At 62.6% G+C, this 22,955-nt stretch carries 21 protein-coding genes; 6 read left to right on the top strand and 15 right to left on the bottom strand.

The genetic code is table 11. The annotated features are described in order from the left end of the window. Positions 1-43 precede the first annotated feature (43 nt). The 10 genes from pgi to dksA form a co-directional block, all read right to left on the bottom strand. Positions 44-1,708, bottom strand: a complete 1,665-nt coding sequence (pgi, locus tag PST29_RS25740) for a glucose-6-phosphate isomerase (protein WP_060841131.1) — start codon at positions 1,706-1,708, stop codon at positions 44-46. A gap of 470 nt (positions 1,709-2,178) precedes the next feature. After that, the gene (panC, locus tag PST29_RS25735; RefSeq protein ID WP_060844658.1) at positions 2,179-3,039 is read right to left on the bottom strand and encodes a pantoate--beta-alanine ligase; all 861 of its coding nucleotides are present in this window, start codon (positions 3,037-3,039) and stop codon (positions 2,179-2,181) included. Beyond that, a complete protein-coding gene (gene panB / locus PST29_RS25730) occupies positions 3,036-3,836 on the bottom strand; it encodes a 3-methyl-2-oxobutanoate hydroxymethyltransferase (protein ID WP_060841129.1) in 801 nt (266 codons plus the stop codon). The genes panC and panB overlap by 4 nt, the downstream gene beginning before the upstream one ends. 395 nt (positions 3,837-4,231) lie before the next feature. After that, positions 4,232-4,711 carry a 2-amino-4-hydroxy-6-hydroxymethyldihydropteridine diphosphokinase gene (gene folK / locus PST29_RS25725; RefSeq protein ID WP_060844657.1) on the bottom strand — a complete coding sequence of 160 codons (480 nt, stop codon included), beginning with the start codon at positions 4,709-4,711 and terminating at the stop codon, positions 4,232-4,234. Between the two features lie 3 nt (positions 4,712-4,714). After that, positions 4,715-6,112: a polynucleotide adenylyltransferase PcnB gene (locus tag PST29_RS25720; RefSeq protein ID WP_060841127.1), complete on the bottom strand. Its 1,398-nt coding sequence runs from the start codon at positions 6,110-6,112 to the stop codon at positions 4,715-4,717. A gap of 747 nt (positions 6,113-6,859) precedes the next feature. Then, complete coding sequence (locus PST29_RS25715; protein ID WP_060844656.1) at positions 6,860-8,287, bottom strand: sigma-54-dependent transcriptional regulator; 1,428 nt, start codon at positions 8,285-8,287, stop codon at positions 6,860-6,862. Positions 8,288-8,309: 22 nt separating this feature from the next. Continuing rightward, positions 8,310-11,264, bottom strand: a complete 2,955-nt coding sequence (locus PST29_RS25710; RefSeq protein ID WP_161799193.1) for a sensor histidine kinase — start codon at positions 11,262-11,264, stop codon at positions 8,310-8,312. Further along, the gene (locus PST29_RS32010; RefSeq protein ID WP_003176118.1) at positions 11,248-11,424 is read right to left on the bottom strand and encodes a hypothetical protein; all 177 of its coding nucleotides are present in this window, start codon (positions 11,422-11,424) and stop codon (positions 11,248-11,250) included. Before PST29_RS32010 ends, PST29_RS25710 begins: the two co-directional genes overlap by 17 nt. A gap of 77 nt (positions 11,425-11,501) precedes the next feature. After that, complete coding sequence (gluQRS, locus tag PST29_RS25705; RefSeq protein WP_060844655.1) at positions 11,502-12,398, bottom strand: tRNA glutamyl-Q(34) synthetase GluQRS; 897 nt, start codon at positions 12,396-12,398, stop codon at positions 11,502-11,504. 140 nt (positions 12,399-12,538) lie between these two features. Continuing rightward, a complete protein-coding gene (gene dksA, locus PST29_RS25700) occupies positions 12,539-12,979 on the bottom strand; it encodes an RNA polymerase-binding protein DksA (protein ID WP_011063504.1) in 441 nt (146 codons plus the stop codon). A 342-nt stretch (positions 12,980-13,321) separates the two neighbouring features. Between dksA and PST29_RS25695 the strand changes: the two genes are divergently transcribed. Both PST29_RS25695 and sfsA read left to right on the top strand, forming a co-directional pair. Further along, on the top strand, positions 13,322-14,494 hold the full coding sequence (locus PST29_RS25695) for a pyridoxal phosphate-dependent aminotransferase (RefSeq protein ID WP_060841124.1): 1,173 nt from the start codon (positions 13,322-13,324) through the stop codon (positions 14,492-14,494). Beyond that, positions 14,494-15,207, top strand: a complete 714-nt coding sequence (sfsA, locus tag PST29_RS25690; RefSeq protein ID WP_060844654.1) for a DNA/RNA nuclease SfsA — start codon at positions 14,494-14,496, stop codon at positions 15,205-15,207. Before PST29_RS25695 ends, sfsA begins: the two co-directional genes overlap by 1 nt. Here the strand turns inward: sfsA and PST29_RS25685 are convergent. Further along, the gene (locus tag PST29_RS25685) at positions 15,204-15,521 is read right to left on the bottom strand and encodes a Rieske (2Fe-2S) protein (protein WP_060841122.1); all 318 of its coding nucleotides are present in this window, start codon (positions 15,519-15,521) and stop codon (positions 15,204-15,206) included. The genes sfsA and PST29_RS25685 overlap by 4 nt on opposite strands. A gap of 219 nt (positions 15,522-15,740) precedes the next feature. Here PST29_RS25685 and PST29_RS25680 point away from each other — a divergent pair, with 219 nt between their 5' ends. From PST29_RS25680 to PST29_RS25665, 4 genes are read left to right on the top strand one after another with little or no spacing between them, the layout of a single operon-like run. Next, positions 15,741-16,616: a heme/hemin ABC transporter substrate-binding protein gene (locus PST29_RS25680; protein ID WP_060841121.1), complete on the top strand. Its 876-nt coding sequence runs from the start codon at positions 15,741-15,743 to the stop codon at positions 16,614-16,616. Further along, positions 16,613-17,650 carry a FecCD family ABC transporter permease gene (locus tag PST29_RS25675; protein ID WP_060844653.1) on the top strand — a complete coding sequence of 346 codons (1,038 nt, stop codon included), beginning with the start codon at positions 16,613-16,615 and terminating at the stop codon, positions 17,648-17,650. The genes PST29_RS25680 and PST29_RS25675 overlap by 4 nt, the downstream gene beginning before the upstream one ends. Further along, the gene (locus PST29_RS25670) at positions 17,650-18,417 is read left to right on the top strand and encodes a heme ABC transporter ATP-binding protein (protein ID WP_060841119.1); all 768 of its coding nucleotides are present in this window, start codon (positions 17,650-17,652) and stop codon (positions 18,415-18,417) included. The genes PST29_RS25675 and PST29_RS25670 overlap by 1 nt, the downstream gene beginning before the upstream one ends. A 21-nt stretch (positions 18,418-18,438) precedes the next feature. Next, on the top strand, positions 18,439-19,305 hold the full coding sequence (locus tag PST29_RS25665) for a ChaN family lipoprotein (protein WP_060844652.1): 867 nt from the start codon (positions 18,439-18,441) through the stop codon (positions 19,303-19,305). Between the two features lie 229 nt (positions 19,306-19,534). On the opposite strand, the gene PST29_RS25660 is transcribed toward PST29_RS25665, so the two are convergent. From PST29_RS25660 to PST29_RS25645, 4 genes are all read right to left on the bottom strand, one after another. Further along, a complete protein-coding gene (locus PST29_RS25660; protein WP_060841117.1) occupies positions 19,535-20,341 on the bottom strand; it encodes a Crp/Fnr family transcriptional regulator in 807 nt (268 codons plus the stop codon). 13 nt (positions 20,342-20,354) lie between these two features. After that, the gene (locus PST29_RS25655; protein ID WP_016964849.1) at positions 20,355-20,627 is read right to left on the bottom strand and encodes a TfoX/Sxy family protein; all 273 of its coding nucleotides are present in this window, start codon (positions 20,625-20,627) and stop codon (positions 20,355-20,357) included. A gap of 230 nt (positions 20,628-20,857) precedes the next feature. Next, the gene (locus PST29_RS25650; RefSeq protein ID WP_060841116.1) at positions 20,858-21,202 is read right to left on the bottom strand and encodes a pentapeptide repeat-containing protein; all 345 of its coding nucleotides are present in this window, start codon (positions 21,200-21,202) and stop codon (positions 20,858-20,860) included. Between the two features lie 92 nt (positions 21,203-21,294). Then, entirely contained in the window at positions 21,295-22,851 is a 1,557-nt protein-coding gene (locus PST29_RS25645) for a bifunctional aminoglycoside phosphotransferase/ATP-binding protein (protein ID WP_060844651.1), read from the bottom strand. Positions 22,852-22,955 lie beyond the last annotated feature (104 nt).

The raw sequence follows: 22,955 nt of genomic DNA, 5'->3' as shown, positions 1-22,955 counted from the left end.
GGACGGGAGCCGGCGTGGCGGCTCCCGGGGCAGGAAAGGCTGATCAGCCGCGGTGACGACCGCGGAAGTAGTTGATCAGGCCTTGGGTCGAGGCGTCGTCGGCCAGGGTTTCATCGCTGCCGACCAGACGGTTGTAGACGCCTTTGCCCAGCTCCTTGCCGAGCTCTACGCCCCACTGGTCGAAGGCGTTGATGCCCCAGACCACGCTTTGCACGAAGACCTTGTGTTCGTACAGCGCCACCAGGGCGCCCAGGCGCCGCGGGCTGATGCGCTCGACCACCAGGGTGTTGCTCGGGCGGTTGCCGGGGATGACTTTGTGCGGCGCCAGCCTGGCCACGTCGGCTTCGCTCAGGCCCTTATCGCGCAATTCGCTCTCGGCTTCGGCACGGGTCTTGCCCAGCATCAGTGCCTGGCTCTGGGACAGGCAGTTGGCGTACAGCCATTGATGGTGGTCGGCCACCGGGTTGAAGCTGACGATCGGCACGATGAAGTCGGCCGGAATCAGCTGGGTGCCCTGGTGCAGCAACTGGTGATAGGCGTGCTGGCCGTTGCAACCGACGCCGCCCCAGATCACCGGGCCCGTGTCGGTGGCCACCGGCGTGCCGTCCTGGCGCACACTCTTGCCGTTGGACTCCATGTCCAACTGCTGCAGGTGCTTGGTGATGTTGCGCAGGTAGTGGTCGTACGGCAGGATCGCGTGGCTTTGCGCGCCCCAGAAGTTGCCGTACCACACCCCCAGCAGGGCCAGCAGCACCGGCATGTTCTGTTCGAACGGCGCGCTCTGGAAATGCTGGTCCATGGTGTAGGCACCGGACAGCAGTTCCTTGAAGTTGGACATGCCGATGGCCAGGGCGATCGGCAGGCCGATGGCGGACCACAGCGAGTAGCGCCCGCCGACCCAATCCCACATCGGGAAGATGTTCTCTTCGCGAATCCCGAAGGCCACCGCGGCGGCGTTGTTGCTCGACACGGCGATGAAGTGGCGATGCAGTTCGGCTTCGGAGCCGCCTTGCGCCAGATACCAGGCCCGCGCTGCTTGGGCGTTCTTCAGGGTTTCGAGGGTATTGAAGGACTTGGATGAGACGATGAACAGCGTGGTTTCCGCGCGGATCTTCGCCGAAAGCTCATGGAACTCACTGCCGTCGATGTTCGCCAGGTAGTGGCAGCGCACGCCTTTCTGGGCGTAGGACAGCAGGGCTTCGGATACCAGTTCCGGGCCGAGGAAGGAGCCGCCGATGCCGATGTTCACCACGTCGGTGATGGGCTTCTCGGTGTAGCCGCGCCACAGGCCGTCGTGGATGCGCCCCACCAGCTCGGTGATCTGGTTCAGTACCTTGTGCACTTCCGGCATCACGTTGACGCCGTTCACCGACAGTTTGTCGCCAACCGGACGGCGCAGCGCGGTGTGCAGGGCCGGACGGCCTTCGGAGGCGTTGACCAGCTCGCCGGTGAGCATGGACTTGATGGCATCGGCCAGGCCGACTTCCTTGGCCAGGTTCACCAGCAGGTCGCGGGTCTGGCTGGTGATCAGGTTCTTCGAGTAATCGAGAAACAGTCCGCAGCTGCTCAGGGTGAATTGGCTGAAGCGCTGTGGATCGGCATTGAACGCCTCGCGCATGCTGAAATCCTGCATGGCTTGGCGGTGGTCTTTCAACGCTTGCCAGGCGGGCAGAGCGGTAACGTCGTGAGGAGTGCGGTAGTACGCCATCGCTGCGGTTTTCCTTTTGCTTGAACTGCCTTTTGGACACTGAAAAGCCTGGAACGTCCTGCATGGTCCCGAGGACCTCGTTCGCTCAGCCCTGTGCTGATTCGATTAATCACCCAGGGCGATAACAGTAACCCCGGCGTGCTGTTCTGTCTTGGCTTTGTCCGACTTGTGGCCGGTACTATTTTGTACTTGCGCAGCCAATCAGGGCGGCAAAGGGGTTTTCAGTGGGAATAATAGGGGGTGAATCGGCTGGCCTGGGCCGGGAGCCCGGTTCTGGCAAGGTCCAGTGCATCACCGGGGGAGTATCCGCAACCGGGGCGGTTGAAGCTTGAGCCGCCCGGTTGCACCTTGGGCAAGATGGCATGCATGGACATTCCTCGGTCGGGTCCTCGAACGGGGCTTGCAGTATTGGCTGCAGGCCCCAGCCGGCGGCAGTTTGCCCGAAGGTTGGGGTTCGGGCAATCAGGTGCTTATGCCGGTGTATCGAGGTCCAGATGCAGGTTGTCGATCAGACGGGTGGAGCCCAGATACGCTGCGACCAGAATCACCACATCGCGGTCTTCGGCGGTGGCGGGACGCAGGTTTTTCGCGTGACGGATTTCCAGGTAGTCCCGGCGCAGGCCGGCGGCTTCCAGTTGCTGCTGTTGCTCGGCCAGCAGCTTCGGATAATCGCGTTCGCCACCGCGGATGGCCTGGGCAATCTGCTGCAGGCTCCGGTACAGCGCCGGGGCAATGGCACGCTGTTCCGGGCTCAGGTAACCGTTGCGCGAGGACAGCGCCAGGCCGTCATCGGCGCGTACGGTCGGTTCACCGATGATCTGGATCGGCATGTTCAGGTCATGCACCAGGGCGCGAATGACGGCCAGTTGCTGGTAGTCCTTCTGGCCGAATACCGCCAGATCGGGCTGGACCATGTTGAACAGCTTGCTGACCACCGTGGCCACGCCCTCGAAATGGCCGGGACGGCTGGCACCGCACAGGCCCTCGGACAGTTGCGGCACGCTGACCCGGGTCTGTCCGGCCATGCCGTCGGGATACATTTCTTCGACGCTGGGGGCGAACAACAGATGGCAGCCGGCTTCGAGCAGTTTTTCCTGATCGGCAGCCAGGGTCCGCGGGTACTTGTCCAGGTCTTCGCCGGCGCCGAATTGCAGCGGGTTGACGAAGATGCTGGCCACCACGAAATCCACGCGCTGAGCGGCCTTGGCCACTAGCGCGGCGTGGCCGCTGTGCAGGTTGCCCATGGTGGGCACGAAGCCGATCCGCTTGCCGTCGCTGCGGGCGCGAGCGACCGCTGCGCGCAATTCGCGCACGGTTTTAACTGTATTCATGCGGAGAACCCGTGTTCGGCGCCTGGAAAGGTAACGGCTTTGACTTCTGCGACGTAGGCGCTCAAGGCCGCCTGGATGCTGTCTTGGCCAGCCATGAAGTTTTTCACGAACTTGGGCGAGCGACCGCTGAGGGACAGGCCCAGCATGTCGTGGAGCACCAGCACCTGGCCGTCGGTGGCGCTGCCGGCACCGATGCCGATCACCGGGATCTTCACCGCCTGGGTGATTTCCGCCGCCAGCTCGCTGGGCACGCATTCCAGCAGCAACATGGCCGCACCGGCCTGCTCCAGGGCAATGGCGTCGGCACGCATCTGCCGCGCCTGGCTCTCGTTGCGCCCCTGGACCTTGTAGCCGCCCAGGACATTCACGGTCTGTGGCGTCAGCCCCATGTGCACGCACACCGGAACACCGCGTTCGTTCAGCAGGCGTACCGATTCGGCCAGCCAGGCCGCGCCTTCGATCTTGACCATGTGCGCGCCGGCCTGCATCAGCTGGGCGGAACTGCTCAGTGCCTGTTCGGGGGTGGCGTAGGACATGAAAGGCAGGTCGGCGAGGATCAGTGCCCCGTTGTTGCCGCGTTTGACCGCTGCGACGTGATAGGCCATGTCGGCGTTGCTGACGGGCAGGGTGCTGTCGTGCCCTTGCAACACCATGCCCAGGGAGTCGCCTACCAGCAGGACTTCGACACCGGCCTCACAGCAGGTGTGGGCGAAGGTCGCGTCATAGCAGGTCAGCATGGTGATTTTTTCACCTTTCTGCTTGAGGCTTTGCAGGGTGGTCAGAGTGATGTCTGGCATGAAAAGGGGTCCTCATTTCAGGCGCTTTGGAAACTACTGCGAGTAACGCGCGTGATTCTTCGTTTTTCAGGCGCACGGTCTTTTGTCGTGCTTATACAGCCTGGTTCCAAGCGATTTGAAAGTGCGGCCGGGACTCGTCTTGGCGCTCTTGCGCACATCATTCTGTGCCCAGAAGGTGCTCTGTACCAGCGGGTGCCACCGCCGTTGCACAAGCGCCTTGGCCTAACGTTTCCTGGGGTCGCCGCGAACAAGCCTCGCTTGAATTGCGCCCTTTAACGCCGGGATGGCGGCAACGGGACGCCTATAGTCGTGATGAGGACTCGGGAAGTCAATTAGATGTGTTACCGCCTTGTTACGCCGCGAGTGTTACCGCCGTTACTGATCCGTTTCAGCCTTCAGGCCAGGCGTTCCAGGCCGACAAATGGGCAGGCGGCGAGCAGTGCCTTGAGGCTGCGCCCGTCGGCCAGCCGTAACTCGGCAGGGGCCAGTTCCGCCAGGGGATAGAGGACAAAGGGACGGGCGTGCATGTGGTAATGAGGCACTTTGAGACGGGGTTCGTCGAGCAGACGGTCACCGAACAGGAGGATGTCCAGGTCCAGGGTGCGTGGCCCCCAGCGCTCGTTGCGCTCGCGCCCCTGCTGGTTTTCGATCGCCTGCAGGGCATCGAGCAGCGCCAGGGGTTCGAGGTTGCTGTCCAGCGCCGCCACGGCATTGGTGTAGCGCGGTTGGCCCGGAAGCAGGGAGTCGCTTTGATAGAAGGCCGAGACGCCGCGCAGTTGGCTGTCGGGCAACTGCGCCAGGGCCTCGACGGCGCTGCGCAGTTGCTCTTCAGGGGCAGCCAGGTTGCTGCCCATGCCGATGTAGATACGTTCCATCCACTATTCGCCCGAAGCGTTGGAGCCGCCGGCACGCTTGCGCTTGGCGCCGCTGCTGCGCCGGCGTTTGCGAGGGGCACCGCTGGCATCTTCCTTGCCGCTCAGTTCGCGGATCATGTCCCGACGTTCGGCATCATTGGCGTCCTGGTAATCGGTCCACCATTCACCCAGGCCATCGGTCTGCTCACCGGCGCTTTCCCGCAGCAGCAGGAAGTCATAGCCGGCACGGAAACGCGGGTTATCCAGCAGCAGGTCGGCGCGCTTGCCGCTGCGGCGCGGCAAGCGCTCTTGCATGTCCCAGATCTCGCGGATCGGCATGGTGAAGCGCTTGGGAATGGCAATGCGCTGGCACTGTTCGGCGATCAGCTCGTGAGCCGCTTCCTGCATGGCCGGGATCGGCGGCATGCCACGTTCCTGCAGGCGCAGCACCCGGGCCGGCAGGGCGGGCCAGAGCAGGGCGGCGAACAGGAAGGCTGGGGTCACCGGCTTGTTCTGCTTGATCCGCAAGTCGGTGTTGATCAGGGCTTCGCTGATCAGCGTGTGGGTGTAGGTCGGGTTGTATTCCAGGGCTTCGGCGCTGGCCGGGAACAACGGATCGAACAGTTGCAGGTCCACCAGCATTTCGAAGGTGTCGGCAGCGTAGCCGGAGAGGAACAGCTTGAGCACTTCCTCGAACAGGCGCGCCGAGGGGATCTCCCGCAGCATGGGCGCCAGTTCACGGATCGGCGTCGCGGTGTGCTTTTCGATTCCGAAGTTCAGTTTTGCCGCGAAGCGCACGGCCCGCAGCATCCGCACCGGGTCTTCCTGGTAGCGCTGGCGAGGATCGCCGATCAGGCGGATCAGGTTGTTGCGAATGTCGTGTACGCCATTGGCGTAGTCGAGGATGCGCTCGCTGACCGGATCGTAGTACAGGGCATTGATGGTGAAGTCACGGCGTTGCGCATCTTCTTCCAGGGTGCCGTAGACGTTGTCCCGCAGGATTCGCCCGCTTTCGTTGCGGGAGGATTGGTTGCTGTCCTCCTCGTCGTCGTTCTGCGGGTGGTTGGCGCGGAAGGTCGCGACCTCGATGATTTCGCGACCGAAGTGAATGTGCACCAACTTGAAACGACGGCCAATGATCCGCGCGTTACGAAACTCGGCCTTGACCTGTTCCGGTGTGGCACTGGTGGCGACGTCGAAGTCCTTGGGGGTGATGTTGAGCAGCATGTCGCGCACGCAGCCACCCACCAGGTAAGCCTGGTAGCCGGCGTTCTGCAGGCGCTCGACGATATTCACCGCATACCGGCTGAATTGGGCACGTTGCAGCGAATGTTGGCTGCTATTGAGCACTTCAGGGGTGCTGCGTTGGTGTTGCGTACGACGCAAGGGAGAACGGAATGACTGGAACAGCTTCTTCAGCATGGGATGCACTGTTTGAAGGAATGTTCGGCCAAAACGAAGAATGACCGCATGATGGGCCGGGATTCTAGCATTTAGTCGAAGGATGGTGTAGGAAGCTGCCGCGACTTGTGTAGGTCTGGCCAAAACCGCGTGTTACTGGGGCGGCGAGGGTTGCGTCGGGGGGGGGGAATACGAATTGCACAAACCACAAGGGGAGCCGAAGCTCCCCCAGAATAGTTGCGTGCTCTATTTTTATTATTGGTTTTGGGCTTCTTGTTTTTGTTGATCGCCCTCGTCACCTGGTTTACCCAGTGTGACGCTCCCAATCGGGAGCCAAGAGCAAACGGATTGCTTTGATCGCTGAGTTGCAATGACCTTTCGATCCAACCAGTTCAGGCTCTGCCTTAGGGCAGTTTTTGTTGTTCTCGGCCTGGTTGTGGGGCAAGCCCCAAATACAACGCCTCTCCAAAAGAATCAGTTAGCTGCGCCTCCGCCGTGTTGTTTTTATTGTGCGTGAGTCGATTCGTCTTATTTTTATTGTCTTGTGCATTGCTTGTTATTGTTCTTGTACCAAACATATAGCAGGTGCCGTGCCAACTTTTGCGATCCCCAGTAAAACAAGGGGTTAGGAGCCTCTGGCACTGTTATTCAGACGAAAAAAAACCGGGGCTTCGTTACCTTTAGCCCCGGCTTTTGTTACGTCCAATGATGTGGGTAACAGTTTTTTGCATTTTGTCGAATGTCACCCGCACATTCGACAGCCTCGGTTCAGCTTTCGCTGGCGACCCCGCTCTTGCGGCGCGGGATGCCCAGACGCTGGCGCCGCTCCCACAGGCATTTGCGGCTGACCCCAAGCTTGCGTGCCAGCTCGGTCTCGGTCATGTGGTCCTGGTGCTCAAGAACGAAATGCTGGAAGTAGTCCTCCAGGGACAGGTCTTCCGTAGGTTCGTGGCTGGTGTTACCCGGTTGTGGCGCCAGGCCGACGAAGTCGTCGTCTTCCAGGTCGCTCAATTCGATATCGATGCCCAGCAGGTCAGCTGAGATCTCCGGGCTTTCGCACAAGATCACCGCACGCTCGACTGCGTTCTCCAGCTCACGCACGTTCCCCGGCCAGGAGTAATGACGGATCGCCTGTTCGGCGTCGGCGGCGAACCTCAGGTCCGAACGACCGATGCGCGCACTCTGTCGAGCCAGGAAGGCGTTGGCGATTTCATTGACGTCGGCCCCCCGCTCGCGCAGGGCTGGCAGTTTCAAGGCGATCACGTGCAGGCGGTAGTACAGGTCTTCACGGAACTGGCCGATTTTCGACAGGCTCTTCAGGTCGCGGTGAGTCGCTGCTATCAGGCGCACGTCGACTTTTTGCGACTGCACCGAACCTACCCGGCGGATCTCGCCTTCCTGCAGGACGCGCAGCAGGCGGGCCTGGGCTTCCAACGGCAGCTCACCGATTTCGTCAAGGAAGAGGGTGCCGCCGTCTGCCGCTTCCACCAGGCCGGCACGACCGGCACTGGCGCCGGTGAAGGCGCCTTTCTCGTGGCCGAACAGTTCGGATTCGATCAGGGTTTCCGGGATGGCGGCGCAGTTCACCGAGATCATCGGCGCCTTGGCGCGCTTGGACAGGTTGTGCAGCGCCCGGGCCACCAGCTCTTTGCCGGTGCCGGATTCGCCCTGGATCAGGACATTGGAGTCTGTCGGCGCGACCTTGCGGATCTTGCTGTACATGTCCTGCATGGGCGGACAGGAACCGATGATGCCGATTTCACCGTTGCTGTTGCCGGCAACGGCCTTGTCCGCGGTCGCCCCGGCCTTGCCCGCTGGGCGATCTGGCGCTGCGTTCTCGGCGCTTTGCCGATCCCGAAGGATTCGCGCCACGGCCTGGAGCATCTCATCGTGGTCGAAAGGCTTGGCGATATAGTCCACCGCGCCCATCTTCATCGAGTCCACGGCTGAGCGCAGGCTGGCGTAGCTGGTCATGATCAGCACCGGAGTGCCCTGGCCGAGCTTGATCAGTTCGGTGCCCGGAGCACCCGGCAGGCGCAGGTCACTGACGATCAGATCGAACGTGGGGATGCTGAAGCGTTCCTGGGCTTCCTGCACTGAGCCGGCTTCGCTGACCTGATACTGGTTGCGTTCCAACAGACGGCGCAGGGCGGAGCGGATAATGGTTTCGTCTTCGACGATCAGAATATGCGGCATTGATTCAATTCTCTCGACGGTCTCAGTTCACAGCGGACGTCGCTTCGACATGACGCGGCAAGGTCACCCGGATACGGGTGCCGCGCTGGCTTTGTAGATCGGCCGGGCTGTCGATGGTGATTTGTCCATAATGCTCTTCAACGATGGAATAGACCAGTGCAAGGCCCAGTCCGGTGCCTTCTCCAGGGTCCTTGGTGGTGAAAAACGGTTCGAACAACCGGTCCATGATGTTCTTGGGAATGCCGCTGCCTTCGTCCTCCACGATCAGGTCGACCGTGTGCTCGAAAGCCTCGCTCTTGACGCGTACCGCGCTGCCGGGAGGGGAGGCGTCGCGGGCGTTGGAAAGCAGGTTGATCAGCACCTGGGCGAGGCGTTGAGGATCGCCATCGACCCAGTGGTCGGGATCGCACAGATTGAAGAACTGCACTTCGAAATTGCGTCGGTTCAGGGCCAGCAGGCCAATGGCATCCTGAGCGACTTCGGCCAGGCACACGGCTTCGTCGTTGTGCTGGTGGCTGCCGGCGTGGGCGAAGCTCATCAACGACTGCACGATGCGCGAGATGCGTTTGGTCTGTTCGAGAATCTGCTCGCTGATCTCCGTCAGTTCGCCGTCCTCCTCGCGCTCTTCCCGCAGGTTCTGCGCCAGGCAGGCAATGCCGGTGATCGGGTTGCCGATCTCGTGAGCGACCCCGGCGGCCAGGCGCCCGATGCTGGCCAGGCGCTCGGAGTGCACCAGTTTGTCTTCCAGGGTCTGGGTTTCGGTGAGGTCTTCCACCAGCAGCACCAGGCCGCTGTTGCCCGGGGCCAGGGGCTCGTCGATGGCCGCCTTGTGCAGGTTCAGCCAGCGGGTCTGGCCATCGAGGGCCAGGTGCTGCTTGTGCAAGTGTTCGTCCGGCAGATTGATGAAACCTTGCAGCAAATCCTTCCATGGGTTGGCGATGGTGCTCAGGCGCGACCCCACCACGTGTTGCGCAGGAATGCCGGTCAGCTCCTCCATGGCCTTGTTCCACATCAGGATTTCTTGGTCCTTGGCCAGGGAGCAGACACCCATCGGCAGTTCCTGCAGGGTTTGCCGGTGGTAGCGACGCAGGGCATCGAGTTCGGCTGCCAGGCCGGTCAGGCGCGAGTGATAGTCCTCCAGCCGGCTTTCGATGAAGTGGATGTCCTCGGTGACGTAGTTTTCTCCGCCGGCCTTGTAGGGCAGGAAGGTCTCTACCATGTCCTGGGCAACACTTGGTCCCATCAGCCCAGAGAGGTTGGCTTCGATGCGGTCCCGCAGGCGCCGCAAGGCGTAAGGCCGACGCTCGTCGAAGGGCAGGTAGAGGTCGCGCAGGGCCTGTTCCACTTCCTTTTGCGCGGCCTTGGCTCCCAGCGGCTTGGCCAGTTGGGTGGCGAATTCCTGGGGCGAGGCGGCATGCAGTTCCCGTCGTTGCGGGCGCCGCACGTTGTCCACGGCGCAGGCTTCGGCGGCGCTGGCTTCCTCGCTGCTGGCGTTGGTGAACAGCGAGATCAGGGTGAACATCAGCACGTTGGCGGCCAGCGAAGCGATGGCTGCCATGTGCCAGCTGGTGTCGTCGAGGACGTAGATCATGTTCAGCAGCGGGATATAGAACCCCTGCAGGTTGCCGATCAACGGCAGCAGCATGGTCACCAGCCACACCAGGATCCCGGCCAGTAGCCCGGCGATGAAACCACGCCGGTTGGCGGTCGGCCAGTACAGCACCGACAGCACGCCCGGCAGAAATTGCAGGGTGGCGACGAAGGCGACGATTCCCAGATTGGCCAGGTCCTGCTCGGCCCCCAGCAGCAGATAGAAGGCATAGCCGGCCATGATGATGGCGACGATCAGGGCGCGGCGGGTCCATTTCAGCCAACGATAGATGTTGCCTTCCGCCGGCGGCTGATAGAGCGGCAGCACCAGATGGTTCAGGGCCATCCCCGACAAGGCCAGGGTGGTGACGATGATCAGGCCGCTGGCTGCGGAAAGGCCACCGACATAGGCCAGCAGGGCCAGGGCCGGGCTGTTGGCGGCAATGCCGATGCCCAGGGTGAAGTATTCCGGATTGGTGGTGGCGCCGAGTTTGAGTCCGGCCCAGAGAATCAGCGGCACCGCCAGGCTCATCAGCAGCAGGAACAGCGGCAGGCCCCAGCTGGCGCTGACCAGGGCGCGGGGGTTGAGGTTTTCGGTAAAGGTCATGTGGTACATGTGCGGCATGACGATGGCCGAGGCGAAGAACACCAGCAGCAGAGTGCGCCATGGACCTTCTTGCAGGGGCGTATGCAGCGCGGCGAGGGCGGTCTGGTTCTGCAGCAGCCAGAGCTCCAGCTGTTGCGGCCCATCGAAGACCCCGTACAACGCATAGAGGCCGACGCCGCCGATGGCGATCAGTTTGATCACCGATTCAAAGGCGATGGCGAACACCAGGCCTTCGTGCTTTTCCCGGGTCGCGATGTGCCGGGAGCCGAAGAAAATCGTGAACAGGGTGATCAGCGCGCAGAAGCTCAGCGCCACGCGGTGCTGCACCGGCTCATGGGTGAGGATGCCGATGGAGTCGGCCACCGCCTGGATCTGCAGAGCCAGCAGGGGCAGGACCCCCACCAGCATGAAGATGGTGGTCAGGGCGCCGGCCCAGGTGCTGCGAAAACGGAAGGCGAACAGATCCGCCAGGGATGACAGCTGGTAGGTGCGAGTGATCTTGAGGATCGGATAGAGCAGCACCGGCGCCAGCAGGAAGGCACCGGACACCCCCAGGTAGCTGGAGAGAAAGCCGTAGCCGTATTGATAGGCCAGGCCCACTGTGCCGTAGAAGGCCCAGGCGCTGGCATAGACCCCCAGCGACAGGGTGTAGGTCAACGGGTGGCGAATGATCGAGCGCGGAATCATGCCGCGCTCACTGATCCAGGCCACCCCGAACAGCACCAGCAAGTAGGCGGCGCTGATCAGGATCATCTGGGTCAGGCTAAAGCTCATCGGCATCTTTTTGGCTCTGCAGGATGAAGGTCACGACGATCAGAATCAGCCAGAGCAGATACGGGCGATACCAGGCGCCAGTAGCATCGATCCACCAATCCATGATGGCGGGGGAAAACAGATAGATCCCCACTACCAGGAGCAGGACCAAGCGATAGATGTACATCTCGGCCTCTCTTTATTGTGTGCGTGCCCGAAAACGTGCGGCGATGGTAACGGATGGGCGCCAGGCTGCAAGGGGCGTCAGCTCAATTGCGCTTCCGGCAGGCTCGGCGTGCGGGGAATCAAGCTGGCATCCCAGTGCGCGATGCCCCAGCGCATGATCTCGGCCACGCTGGCATCGGCCAGTTCGCTTGGCGGTTTCTGCCCCAGGGCCCGCAGCGCCCGCAACAGCAAGGGCGGCGCCTGATCTTCGGTCAGTGGCGGCGAGCGGTAGGACTTGCCCAGTTTGTGGCCGTCCGGCTGAGTGATCAGTGGCACATGCAGGTAGCGCGGCTGGGACAGCCCCAGCAACTCCTGCAGGTACAACTGACGCGGTGTGGAGTCCAGCAGGTCCGAACCGCGGACGATGTCGGTGACGCCTTGCCACGCATCATCCAGCACCACGGCCAATTGATAAGCATAGAGGCCATCCCGGCGCTGGATCACGAAGTCCCCCACATCCCGGCCCAGGTGCTGGTGGTACTCGCCCTGGACCCGGTCGGTGAAGCGGTACTCCAGCTCCGGAACGCGCAGGCGGATCGCTGCATGCTCCCGGGCATGGCCGAGGTTGCGACACAGGCCCGGGTAGATGCCGTGGTAGGGCTCCAGCTGTTTGCGTGAGCAGGTGCAGGCATAGGCCAGCCCCTGGTTGAACAAGCGATTGAGAACCTCGGCATAGGCCGCGTGGCGCTCGCTCTGACGGACCATGTCGCCGTCCCATTCGAAGCCGTAGCTTTCCAGGGCCTTGAGGATCGCCGCCTGGGCGCCGGGCTCTTCCCGGGGCGGGTCGAGGTCGTCCATGCGCACCAGCCAGCGGCCGCCGACGGCGCGGGCATCCAGGTAGGACGCCAGGGCCGCCACCAGCGAACCGAAGTGCAGGTAGCCACTGGGGGTGGGGGCGAAGCGCCCGATGTACGAGGAGGATGTGCAGGCAGTCATGGAGCGGATGTTACTTCGTCTGGCCCCCGGGCGACGATGTCTTCGGGGGGGAGCGCTTTCGCGAGCGGGCTCGCTCCTGCAGGGAGCGGCGGAAACGAAAACGGAGCGTGGGTACGCTCCGTTTCAGGTTCAGTCGGCGATTATTTGCCGACCTGTTTTTCCTTGATTTCCGCCAGGGTCTTGCAGTCGACGCACATGTCGGCGGTTGGGCGGGCTTCCAGACGGCGAATGCCAATCTCGACGCCGCAGGATTCGCACCAGCCGTATTCTTCGTCTTCGATCAGTTGCAGGGTCTTGTCGATCTTCTTGATTAACTTGCGCTCGCGATCACGGGCGCGCAGTTCAAGGCTGAACTCTTCTTCCTGGCTGGCACGGTCAGCCGGATCGGGGAAGTTGGCCGCTTCGTCTTTCATGTGATCAACAGTGCGGTCGACTTCCTGCATCAAGTCCTGTTTCCACTTGTTCAGGATCTTGGTGAAGTGTTCGCGCATGGGCTTGCCCATGTACTCTTCGCCCGCAGTTTCAACATAAGGTTCAAAACCGCTGATCGATTGAATCTGTTGCTTTGCTTGGGTGGGCATGAATGGACCGCCTCTACTCTTGTAATCCATTGCGCAGGATTGCTCCATCTCCGACACTTGCCGGCCCTGCGGCTGCAAGCGGGCGAACTTACCAGATCAAACCAGAGCGCGCTACTCCCGGTTGTCGAGCCTATGTCGTGTATCGCTCATGGATACGGGAAAAGTCTGACACGGCCTGTTGAACGGTTCGTTCAATCATTGATTTTAGTCAAATCTGCGGGTTCTGTTGGCGCCGGTTGGCTAAGGTAGCAGACCGCGTGAACGGCTCCGGGTTCTCCCTGGCTTCTCTGGATGGGTAGAATCGGACTTTTTGCTTCCCCACCTTGTAATGAAGGAAGGCTAATGGCTCTGCCCTACAGTGCGCGCAGTCGCGCTATCGAACCTTTCCATGTCATGGCCCTGCTGGCTCGCGCCAATGAGCTGCAAGCGGCGGGACACGATGTGATTCACCTGGAGATCGGCGAGCCGGACTTCACCACCGCCGAACCGATCATCAAGGCCGGGCAGGCCGCGCTGAGTGCCGGCAAGACCCGCTACACCGCGGCCCGGGGCATTCCCGAGCTGCGCGGGGCCATCTCCGGGTTCTACCAGCAGCGTTATGGCCTGGATATCGACCCCGAGCGGATCATGATCACCCCCGGAGGCTCCGGCGCCCTGTTGCTGGCCAGCAGCCTGTTGGTCGACCCGGGCAAGCACTGGCTGCTGGCAGACCCGGGTTATCCGTGCAACCGGCATTTTTTGCGCCTGGTGGAAGGCGCCGCGCAACTTGTGCCGGTAGGTCCGGACGTGCGTTATCAACTGACGCCGGATCTGGTGGAGCGCTATTGGGACCAGGACAGTGTCGGAGCCCTGGTGGCGTCTCCGGCGAACCCCACCGGGACCATTCTCAGTCGCGATGAGCTGGCGGGCCTGTCCGCGGCGATCAAGGCGCGCAATGGGCATCTGGTGGTGGATGAGATCTATCACGGCCTGACCTACGGCACGGACGCGGCCAGTGTTCTTGAAGTCGATGACAGTGCGTTTGTGCTGAACAGTTTTTCCAAGTATTTCGGCATGACCGGCTGGCGCCTGGGGTGGCTGGTGGCACCACCGGCGGCGGTGGGCGAGTTGGAGAAGCTGGCGCAGAACCTCTACATCAGTGCACCCAGCATGGCCCAGTACGCGGCCCTGGCCTGTTTCGAGCCGGAAACCATCAGCCTGCTGGAGGAGCGTCGCGCCGAGTTCGGACGCCGTCGGGACTTCCTGCTCCCGGCCTTGCGCGAGCTGGGCTTCGGTATTGCCGTGGAGCCGGAAGGAGCGTTCTACCTGTACGCCGACATCAGCGCCTTTGGTGGGGATGCCTTTGCCTTCTGTCGGCACTTCCTGGAAACCGAGCACCTGGCCTTCACTCCGGGTCTGGATTTTGGACGTCATCAGGCCGGTCACCATGTGCGCTTTGCCTACACCCAGAACCTGGCGCGCCTGCAAGAAGCCGTGGCGCGCATCGCCCGTGGCCTGCAGAGCTGGCAAGGCTGATGCGCTTCGAACCGGCCCTGGAGGACGGGCGTCTGTTGCGGCGCTACAAGCGTTTCCTGGCGGACATCGAAACCGCAACCGGCGAGTTGCTGACCATCCACTGCCCCAATACCGGCTCGATGTTCAATTGCATGGTCGAGGGCGGGCAGGTGTGGTTCAGCCGCTCCAATGATCCCAAGCGCAAGCTGCCGGGAACTTGGGAAATCAGTGAAACCCCGCAGGGGCGACTGGCCTGCGTCAATACCGGACGGGCCAATGGGCTGGTCGAGGAAGCGCTGCGCGCCGGGCTGATCAGCGAGTTGCAGGGCTTTACCGGCCTTAAGCGCGAGGTGCCCTATGGGCAGGAGAACAGCCGCATCGACTTTCGTCTGGATTACCCTCATGGCCCGGCCTATGTCGAGGTCAAGAGTGTCACCCTGGGATTCGACGGTTCGCCAGTGGCGGCGTTTCCCGATGCGGTGACCCAGCGCGGTGCCAAGCACTTGCGTGAGCTGGCGAGCCTGGCCCGGGAGGGGGTACGGGCGGTGTTGCTGTACTGCGTCAATCTGTCGGGCATCGAAGCCGTGCGTCCGGCCGAGGAGATTGATCCGGGTTATGCCGCCGCATTGCGTGAAGCGGTGGCGGCCGGTGTCGAGGTACTGGCGTACGGCGTGCGCCTGACCGCGCAGGAAGTCTGTATCGACCGGCGCCTGGACGTGCGGTTGCAGGGCTAGATATCGACCCAGATACCCTGGCTGTCTTCCCGGCAGCCGATGGCCTGCAGAAACTGGCCGGCGCAAGGGCCGGCCACGCATTCGCCGCTTTCAATCAGAAACAGTGCGCCATGGGTGGCGCACTGGATCAGGCTGGCGCTGGGGTCGAGAAACTGCTCGGGCTGCCACTCCAGGGGAACGCCGCGGTGCGGGCAGCGGTTGGCATAAACGTAAGCCTGGCCTGCTCGACGCACGGCAAACAGCTTCAAGCCCTCTAACTGGAAACCGCGGCTGCCGGCCTCGGCCAGCTCAGTCCCGGCGCAAAGAAATTTCATGGCTATCCTCTTGGTCCTAAGGCTCTGGGCCCGGGCTGTCACAGTTTTTGGCCGACGCTGGGATGAAACATGTCGGCGCTTGACGGCTAAATGAAAACAATTATCAAATGGCCGCCTCGCCCGGCACGGCGTGCTTGCTCCTTTCGATGCCAGCTCTGTCTGGCATGTCACATGGACAGTCGCTTCGCGGGCCTCACTGCTATCAAAGGAAATCTACTTATGCGCCTGAGTGCCAGCGCCCTCGCGTTCTGGGTCGCACTGCTGGTGAGCCCGTGGGCCGCCGCCGAGGAGTTGCCGCAGCGTTGGGTCAGTGCCGGGGGCGCCTTGTCCGAGTGGGTGGCGGCCCTGGGGGCGGAGCCGAAGCTGGTAGGGGTCGATACCACCAGCCAGCACCCGGAGTCGCTCAAGGCTTTGCCGAGCATCGGCTATCAACGGCAGCTGTCGGCGGAAGGCATTCTCAGTCTGCGCCCGGATATTCTGGTGGGTACTGAAGAAATGGGTCCGCCGCCGGTGCTGGCGCAGATTCGCAGTGCCGGGGTCAAGGTCGAGCTGTTTTCTGCTCAGGCCGACCTGCCGACCCTGCAGCGCACCCTGCGTCAGTTGGGGCAACTCCTGGGGCGCGAGGATCAGGCCGGGCAATTGTTCAGCACCTATCAGCAACGTCTTGAACAGCAGCGGGCCTGGATCGCACGAGTGCAGGAGCAGCAGGCGGCGCCTGGAGTGCTGTTGCTACTGGGGCACGCGGGAGGCAAGCCGCTGATCGCCGGCAAGGACACGGCCGCGGACTGGCTGTTGCAACAGGCCGGCGCGCGCAACCTGGCGACCCATAGCGGTTACAAGCCGTTTTCGGCGGAATCCCTGGCGGGACTGAATCCTCAGGTGCTGGTGTTCTCCGACCGCAGCCTGAGTGGCGATGCGGCCCGCGTTGCGTTGTTCAAGGAAAGTCCGGTGTTGGCCTCCACTGCCGCGGCCAAGGCGGGGCGGGTGGTGGAGCTGGATCCGACCTTGCTGGTGGGCGGCCTGGGGCCGCGTCTGCCGGATAGTCTGAAACGCCTGGCAGCGGCCTTCTATCCTCAGGCCAAGCCGGCCCCATGAACCGCCTGGTCAAACCTCGAACGCTGTTTCTCGGGCTTGGCGCCCTGTGTGTATTGGCGATCTGGCTGTCCCTGGCGCTGGGGCCGGTCAGCCTGCCCTTGATCGATACCTTGCGTGCTGCCTTGCGCCTGCTCGGGCTACCCATCGATGGGCAGGGGCTGGAGCAGGCAGAGTTGATCCTTGGACAGATCCGCTTGCCACGGACCTTGCTCGGTCTGGCGGTAGGCGGGGTGCTGGCGCTGTCCGGCGTGGCCATGCAGGGGCTGTTTCGCAACCCCTTGGCCGATCCCGGCTTGGTGGGTGTATCCAGTGGGGCGGCGTTGGGGGCGGCGATCGCCATTGTCGGCGGCTCGATGTTCGGCGGCGTGCCGGAATCTGTTGCGCCCTACCTGCTCTCGCTCTGTGCCTTTCTCGGCGGGCTCGGGGTAACGGCACTGGTCTATCGCCTGGGCCGGCGCAATGGCCAGACTCACGTGGCGACCATGCTGCTGGCGGGGATCGCCCTGACTGCCCTGGCCAGTTCGGCGGTGGGCTTGTTCACCTACCTGGCCGATGACGCGACCTTGCGTACCTTGACCTTCTGGAACCTCGGCAGTCTCAACGGTGCCAGTTATCAGCGCCTGTGGCCGTTGCTGCTGGTGACGGTGCTGGTGGCCCTTTGGTTGCCTCGCAGGGCCAAGGCGTTGAATGCGCTGCTGCTGGGCGAATCGGAAGCCAGGCACCTGGGCATCGATGTTGAAGGGCTCAAGCGGGAGCTGGTGTTCTGCACCGCCTTGGGCGTGGGTGCCGCGGTGGCTGCGGCAGGCATGATCGGTTTCGTTGGCCTGGTGGTGCCCCATCTGGTGCGTCTGTTGTCGGGACCGGATCACCGTACCCTGCTTCCGGCATCGATCCTGGCGGGGGCCAGTCTGTTGCTGCTGGCCGATCTGGTGGCGCGCCTGGCGCTGGCGCCGGCCGAGTTGCCCATTGGCATCGTCACCGCCTTTATCGGCGCACCGTTCTTTCTCTACCTCTTGCTGCGAGGGCGTGCCTGATGTTGCGAGTCGAGAACCTGCATGTGCGGCGCGGGGGCAAAGAGGTGCTGGTGGGGATCGATCTGCAGCTGCTGCCCGGGCAAGTGCTGGGGGTGCTGGGCCCCAATGGTGCCGGTAAAAGCAGCCTGCTTGGGGCCTTGAGCGGCGAGCTGACGGCGCATCAGGGACGGGTGTTGCTGGATGAACGGGAGATGGCGCAATGGCAGGGGGCGGCACGGGCGCAACGTCTGGCGGTATTGCCCCAGGCGTCGAGTCTGGATTTTGCCTTTCGGGTCGAGGAAGTGGTGGCGCTGGGACGCCTGCCCCATCACAGCGGCCGTGCGCAGGATGCACAGATCGTCGACGCTGCCCTGGAGGCCGCCGATGTGGCTCATCTGCGAGGGCGCAGCTACCTGGCGTTGTCGGGGGGCGAACGCCAGCGGGTGCACCTGGCGCGGGTCCTGGCGCAATTGTGGCCAGGACAGGCCGGGCATCATTTGCTGCTGGACGAACCGACTTCGGCCCTCGACCCGTTGCACCAGCACGTCACCTTGCAGGCCATCCGGGCATTTGCCGATCGGGGCGTTGCGGTGCTGATCATTCTCCATGACCTGAATCTGGCGGCGCGTTACTGTGATCGGGTGTTGCTGCTGGAGGGCGGGCACCCCCATTCCCTGGGCGTGCCGGCCGAAGTGCTGCGACCCGAGCCGCTGAAGGCGGTCTTTGGCCTGGAGGTTCTGGTACAGAAACACCCTGAGCGTGGGCACCCGCTGATCATTGCCCGTTGACCCGTCACCCGGAGAACCTTGATGCGTAGACTGCCGCTTGTGCTGTCAGCCCTGTTGCTCGCGGCCTGTCACGGCAGCCCGGAGCCAGTGCCGCCGCCCGTGGTGCCGGACCCGGGCAGCATCCTAGATCTGCGCACGGGGCAGGCGCTGAGTCCGGAGGAATTGGTCGAGCGCCTGGCGCGAGCGCCCCGGCTGATTGTCGGCGAGCAGCACGACAATGCCGATCATCACGTTTTGCAACTCTGGCTGCTGCGCTCGCTGGCCAGGGAACGCCCTCAGGGCAGCCTGTTGCTGGAAATGCTCAATCCCGATCAGCAGCTCCGCGTCGATGAGGTCAAGCGTGAGGCGGCCGGGCAGCGCTTGCCTGATGACCTGATCAAGGCGTTGGCCTGGCAACCGGGTTGGGATTGGGGGCTGTATGGGCCGGTGGTGGGCTATGCCCTGAGACAGCCTTATCCCTTGCTGGCAGCCAATCTGGATCGTCAGGAAATACGCCGGGTCTATACCCAGGCGCCGGTTCTCGGTGGCATGCAGAGCAATGCCTTGTCCGTGACCCAGGCGTTATCGGAGCAGATTCGTCAGTCCCACTGTGGCTTGCTGCCGGAGACCCAGGTGCCGGCAATGTTGGCGGTGCAGCAGCAACGGGATCGGCGCATGGCCGAGCGATTGCTGGCGGCGCCGGTGCCGGCCATGTTGCTGGCGGGGGCCTTTCATGGGCGCCGTGACCTTGGGGTGCCCCTGCACATGGCTGATCTGGACCAGCGTCGGCCAGTCGTGGTGTTGCTCCTGGCGGAGCGGGGGAGCAGGGTGCCCGCTGCCGCGGCGGACTATGTCTGGTACACACCGCCTCAGCCAGCCAAGGATTATTGCGCGCAACTGAAGCCCTGATCGGCGGTACTGTTTCACGGGCAAAAAAAGACCCGGCAAGAGCCGGGTCAAATAACCGTGATTAGCCTGATGAGGAGATAATCTGAGAGTCCGAACCACTGGTCTTCCAGGTTATCGACTGATCTCGCGACCAGTTGTGATAATCATAACGATTCTCATTTCGAAGTCAACCAGGCTTTTCCAGTTCCTGCGCATTTTTGTCAAACGCTCGTTTGGATTCTCGGTGAGGCTATCCCTGGACCTGGCTGTTCAAGGCCATGAGGCGGGTCACTTCCTTGTTCAGCAGGTCAATGCGGCGGGCCATGCTTTCGATCAGGCTGTGGGCAATGCGCGGATTGCTCTGGGTCAGGCTGAGAAAGTGCTCCTTGGGGATCAGCATGATCGTGCTCGGTTCATTTGCAATGACGCTGGCACTGCGCTTTTCTCCGGTGAAGACCGCCATGGCGCCGAAGATTTCATCCTTGGGCACGTCGCCCACTTTGTGCCCGTCGACAAAGGCTTCGGCATGGCCTTCGAGAATCACGAACACGTGATCGGCGTCATCCCCCTGGGTTATCAGCACTTCTCCCGGCTCCACCCGCTTGAAGCCGTTGTTGCTGCGCAACTCCGGCGGCTTCAGGCGGGCTATGGCATCGCAGAGCAGGGCGGTCTGGCCGATCAGGTACTGCAGCAGCCATTCCGAGCGCTGTTCGTCAGCGTAGATATGACGGAACACCTCGGTCCGCAGATAGGGCGTCAGGCTCAGTGGCACATCGCAGCTCAGTTGGCACTGCGGGTGCTCGATGCCTCGACGTAGCCCTACCAGGTCACCTTCATGCAGGTAGAACAGCGGGCGCTGTTCAACGCTGGCCTGGATCACGCCCCTGTCCAGCAGGAACAACTGATGTTCGGGCAAGAGTCCCGACAGATCCGCCGCAGGTTCAATTTCCAGCGTTGCGCCGCAGGGAGAAAGGCCCTCCAGCAACTGGGCCGGGATACTTTGCAGTCGGTTGATCAAGGCATCGGCGTAGGCCGGTTGTTCCCCCATCAGATACATAAGGTTCTGCCAGTCAGTTCTTGTGACGCGAGGATATGGCGTCCAATTGCTTGTTCAGCGCCTCCTTGCGTTCGGCCGGAAGCTCGTTCCAGTGCATGTCCATCAACGCGCCTTCGATGGCGTACAGCAGCACTTTCGAGGCCCGAAAACCCCGGGTGCGCACAGCCCTGTATGCGTCCACCGCGCCCAGGCGGCGCAGGTCCGATGCGCTGTGGATGCCCACTGCATGCAGCCACTGTGCCGATGTCTTGCCAAGGTTCTTCAGGTGTTGCAGTTCATCATTCATTAAGCCTCCTGGCGATGGCCGAATGGTGAGTGGGCAGCCTCACAGGAGTGTAGCGCTCAGCAGAAAATGCGCTGTTCGTTGGTCGGGTTTGGCGCAAATGCTTCTAAGGCAGGGCGGTCAAGGCGCGACGGGCAAGTGCATGCGGACCTTGCGCGGGGGGAGGGAAACAGAGGTGATGATCCACAGCCCGGCGCACAGCAGGGCGCCGGACAGAACGATCGCAGGAGACTTTAGCGGGTGTTGTAGCGCAGTCGGGTGCCGAAGTTGACCGACATGAGGATTTCATCGGCTGTCAGTTCGACCGGGAAGTAGGCGCCGGAGATCTGTGCGTGGGCCAGGCTGGCGCCTTCCATGGTGGCATTGCGCAGGTCCAGGCCGCGCAGATCGGCGGAACGGAAGTAGGCGTCAGTGAAGTCGATGCCCTGGGCGTTCAGCTGTCGCAGGTCGAGGCCGCGGAAGTCGCCGCCGCGCATGTCGATGGGGTGATCCTTTGGACGCTCGCGGTTGAAGCCGACGATGTCGTCTTTATGCAGCAGGGCGTAAAGCGGAGTATCCAGAAGTTTCGGTTGGCTCATGGCGACGTCACCAGTGTTGGATTTATGACGCCAGTATAGTGCCACTGTTTTTCAGCCGTGAAGTCTTTGCACTTCACGGCTGAAATTAGTGCTTACAGGCCGGGCAGACGCTGGCGGATGTTGGCAACCAGGGCATCCAGGCTGCCGCTTTCGTTGGTTTCAATGCGCTTGCTGCGCAGCAGTTCTTCGTCGGTCAGGGCCTCGCGAGTGGCTTGCTGGGTCGCAATCACCTCAAGGGTCGCATCGGACGGATCGTTCCGATCGGCCTGGCGTTGCGCCAGCCAGCTCGCAATCACGGCATCTGGCGCATTGCAGTCGATGATCAGGCAAGGCGTGCCGGTGGCTTCGGCGACCTTGGCCGCGGCGTCCCGCTGGGCGCGCTTGAGGTAGGTGGCATCGATCACCACCGGGAAGCCGGCGCGCAGGATGGTTTCGGCGATTTCATGCAGGCGCGCGTAGGTGGCGCTGCTGGCCTCAGCGCTGTAGATGCCGGCGTGGGGATCGTTGGGTACCTGCTGCTCGCCGAACAGACGCTTGCGCTCGACGTCGGAGCGCAGGCGGACGGCGCCCAGGGCTTCCACCAGACGCATGGCCACACCGCTTTTGCCCACCGCCGAGACGCCCGAGGTAATGGCCAGGAAACGCGATGGAATGGTGCTGTAGCTTTCCGCCAGATTGGCGTAGTTGCGGTATTGACGCAGGGTGGTGGCGCGCTGCACGGGAGTGGCCTCGGCAGGCAGGCTGAACAGGCTGACCTTGGCCCGCACCAGGGCGCGATAGGCTTTGTAGAAATTGAGCAGTTCCAGGCCTTGGTAGTCGCCGGTCAGTTCCAGGTACTGGCTGATGAAGCGCCGTGCCAGGCTTTTCAGGCCGCGGTCTTCCAGGTCCATGGCGAGGAAGCCGGTGTCGGCATAGACATCGGTGAAGCGGAAGGGCTCGTTGAATTCGATGCAGTCGAAGATCACCACCTTGCCATCGATCAGGGTGGCGTTGCCCAGGTGGATATCACCGTGGCACTCACGGATGAAGCCTTCGCTCTTGCGTTGCGCCAGCAGCGGCTTGAGGCGCTCGAAGCTGGTTTCCGCCCAGGCTTCCAGGGCTTCCAGTTGCAGCAGGTCGGCCTTGTCGCTGAGAAACGGACGGATCTGTTCGAAATTCTGGCGCACGGGCGCCATCACGCTTTCTGGTGTGCCGGCTTCGTGTGCTGCCGGGACTTTCGGGGCGCTGAGATGGAATTGGGCGATCTGTTGCGCCATCTCGTCAATGTGCGCTGTGGTCAGTTCGCTGTTGGCCTGCAAGGTGCTGAGCAGCTGGCTTTGTGGGAACTGGCGCATTTTCAGGGCGTATTCGATGACCGGACCGCTGCCGCCCAGCTCCGGGGCTTCGGCGCTGCCGGTGATCGGCAGGACTTCCAGGTACAGGTCCTGGGTCAGACGCTGGTTCAGGCGCAGCTCTTCGCCACAGAAGTGCTCGCGGGACTCGAGGCTGGTGAAGTCGAGGAAGCCGAAATTGACCGGCTTCTTCACTTTATAGGCAAAGGGGCCGGTGAGCAGTACCCAGGAGATGTGGGTTTCGATGACCTGAAACCCTTCAACGGGATGAGGATACAGAGCGGGGTTTTGCAGGGCGGCGATCAGTGACTGGCTCACAGGCGATCCTTCAGAGTCGGGAAAATCGAGGGCGTCATTATGGCGGTTGGCAGGGGTAACGCAAACCTCGGGTGGCGCATGTTGAGGATGAATAAAGTGCGTAT

The organism is Pseudomonas sp. St29 (assembly GCF_001547915.1).
In the GTDB taxonomy this organism is placed as follows: Bacteria; Pseudomonadota; Gammaproteobacteria; order Pseudomonadales; family Pseudomonadaceae; genus Aquipseudomonas.
This window is presented reverse-complemented; position numbering and strand designations above follow the sequence as displayed.

What these genes read in the sequence shown, in the direction of transcription:
- PST29_RS25660 (WP_060841117.1), bottom strand. Translation starts at nt 20,341, where the DNA reads ATGTATCTGATGGGGGAACAACCGGCCTACGCCGATGCCTTGATCAAC.
- sfsA (WP_060844654.1), top strand. Translation starts at nt 14,494, where the DNA reads ATGCGCTTCGAACCGGCCCTGGAGGACGGGCGTCTGTTGCGGCGCTAC.
- folK (WP_060844657.1), bottom strand. Translation starts at nt 4,711, where the DNA reads ATGGAACGTATCTACATCGGCATGGGCAGCAACCTGGCTGCCCCTGAA.
- PST29_RS25685 (WP_060841122.1), bottom strand. Translation starts at nt 15,521, where the DNA reads ATGAAATTTCTTTGCGCCGGGACTGAGCTGGCCGAGGCCGGCAGCCGC.
- gluQRS (WP_060844655.1), bottom strand. Translation starts at nt 12,398, where the DNA reads ATGACTGCCTGCACATCCTCCTCGTACATCGGGCGCTTCGCCCCCACC.
- PST29_RS25710 (WP_161799193.1), bottom strand. Translation starts at nt 11,264, where the DNA reads ATGCCGATGAGCTTTAGCCTGACCCAGATGATCCTGATCAGCGCCGCC.
- panC (WP_060844658.1), bottom strand. Translation starts at nt 3,039, where the DNA reads ATGAATACAGTTAAAACCGTGCGCGAATTGCGCGCAGCGGTCGCTCGC.
- pgi (WP_060841131.1), bottom strand. Translation starts at nt 1,708, where the DNA reads ATGGCGTACTACCGCACTCCTCACGACGTTACCGCTCTGCCCGCCTGG.
- panB (WP_060841129.1), bottom strand. Translation starts at nt 3,836, where the DNA reads ATGCCAGACATCACTCTGACCACCCTGCAAAGCCTCAAGCAGAAAGGT.
- PST29_RS25675 (WP_060844653.1), top strand. Translation starts at nt 16,613, where the DNA reads ATGAACCGCCTGGTCAAACCTCGAACGCTGTTTCTCGGGCTTGGCGCC.
- PST29_RS25655 (WP_016964849.1), bottom strand. Translation starts at nt 20,627, where the DNA reads ATGAATGATGAACTGCAACACCTGAAGAACCTTGGCAAGACATCGGCA.
- PST29_RS25715 (WP_060844656.1), bottom strand. Translation starts at nt 8,287, where the DNA reads ATGCCGCATATTCTGATCGTCGAAGACGAAACCATTATCCGCTCCGCC.
- PST29_RS25670 (WP_060841119.1), top strand. Translation starts at nt 17,650, where the DNA reads ATGTTGCGAGTCGAGAACCTGCATGTGCGGCGCGGGGGCAAAGAGGTG.
- PST29_RS25680 (WP_060841121.1), top strand. Translation starts at nt 15,741, where the DNA reads ATGCGCCTGAGTGCCAGCGCCCTCGCGTTCTGGGTCGCACTGCTGGTG.
- PST29_RS25720 (WP_060841127.1), bottom strand. Translation starts at nt 6,112, where the DNA reads ATGCTGAAGAAGCTGTTCCAGTCATTCCGTTCTCCCTTGCGTCGTACG.
- PST29_RS25650 (WP_060841116.1), bottom strand. Translation starts at nt 21,202, where the DNA reads ATGAGCCAACCGAAACTTCTGGATACTCCGCTTTACGCCCTGCTGCAT.
- PST29_RS25665 (WP_060844652.1), top strand. Translation starts at nt 18,439, where the DNA reads ATGCGTAGACTGCCGCTTGTGCTGTCAGCCCTGTTGCTCGCGGCCTGT.
- dksA (WP_011063504.1), bottom strand. Translation starts at nt 12,979, where the DNA reads ATGCCCACCCAAGCAAAGCAACAGATTCAATCGATCAGCGGTTTTGAA.
- PST29_RS25695 (WP_060841124.1), top strand. Translation starts at nt 13,322, where the DNA reads ATGGCTCTGCCCTACAGTGCGCGCAGTCGCGCTATCGAACCTTTCCAT.
- PST29_RS32010 (WP_003176118.1), bottom strand. Translation starts at nt 11,424, where the DNA reads ATGTACATCTATCGCTTGGTCCTGCTCCTGGTAGTGGGGATCTATCTG.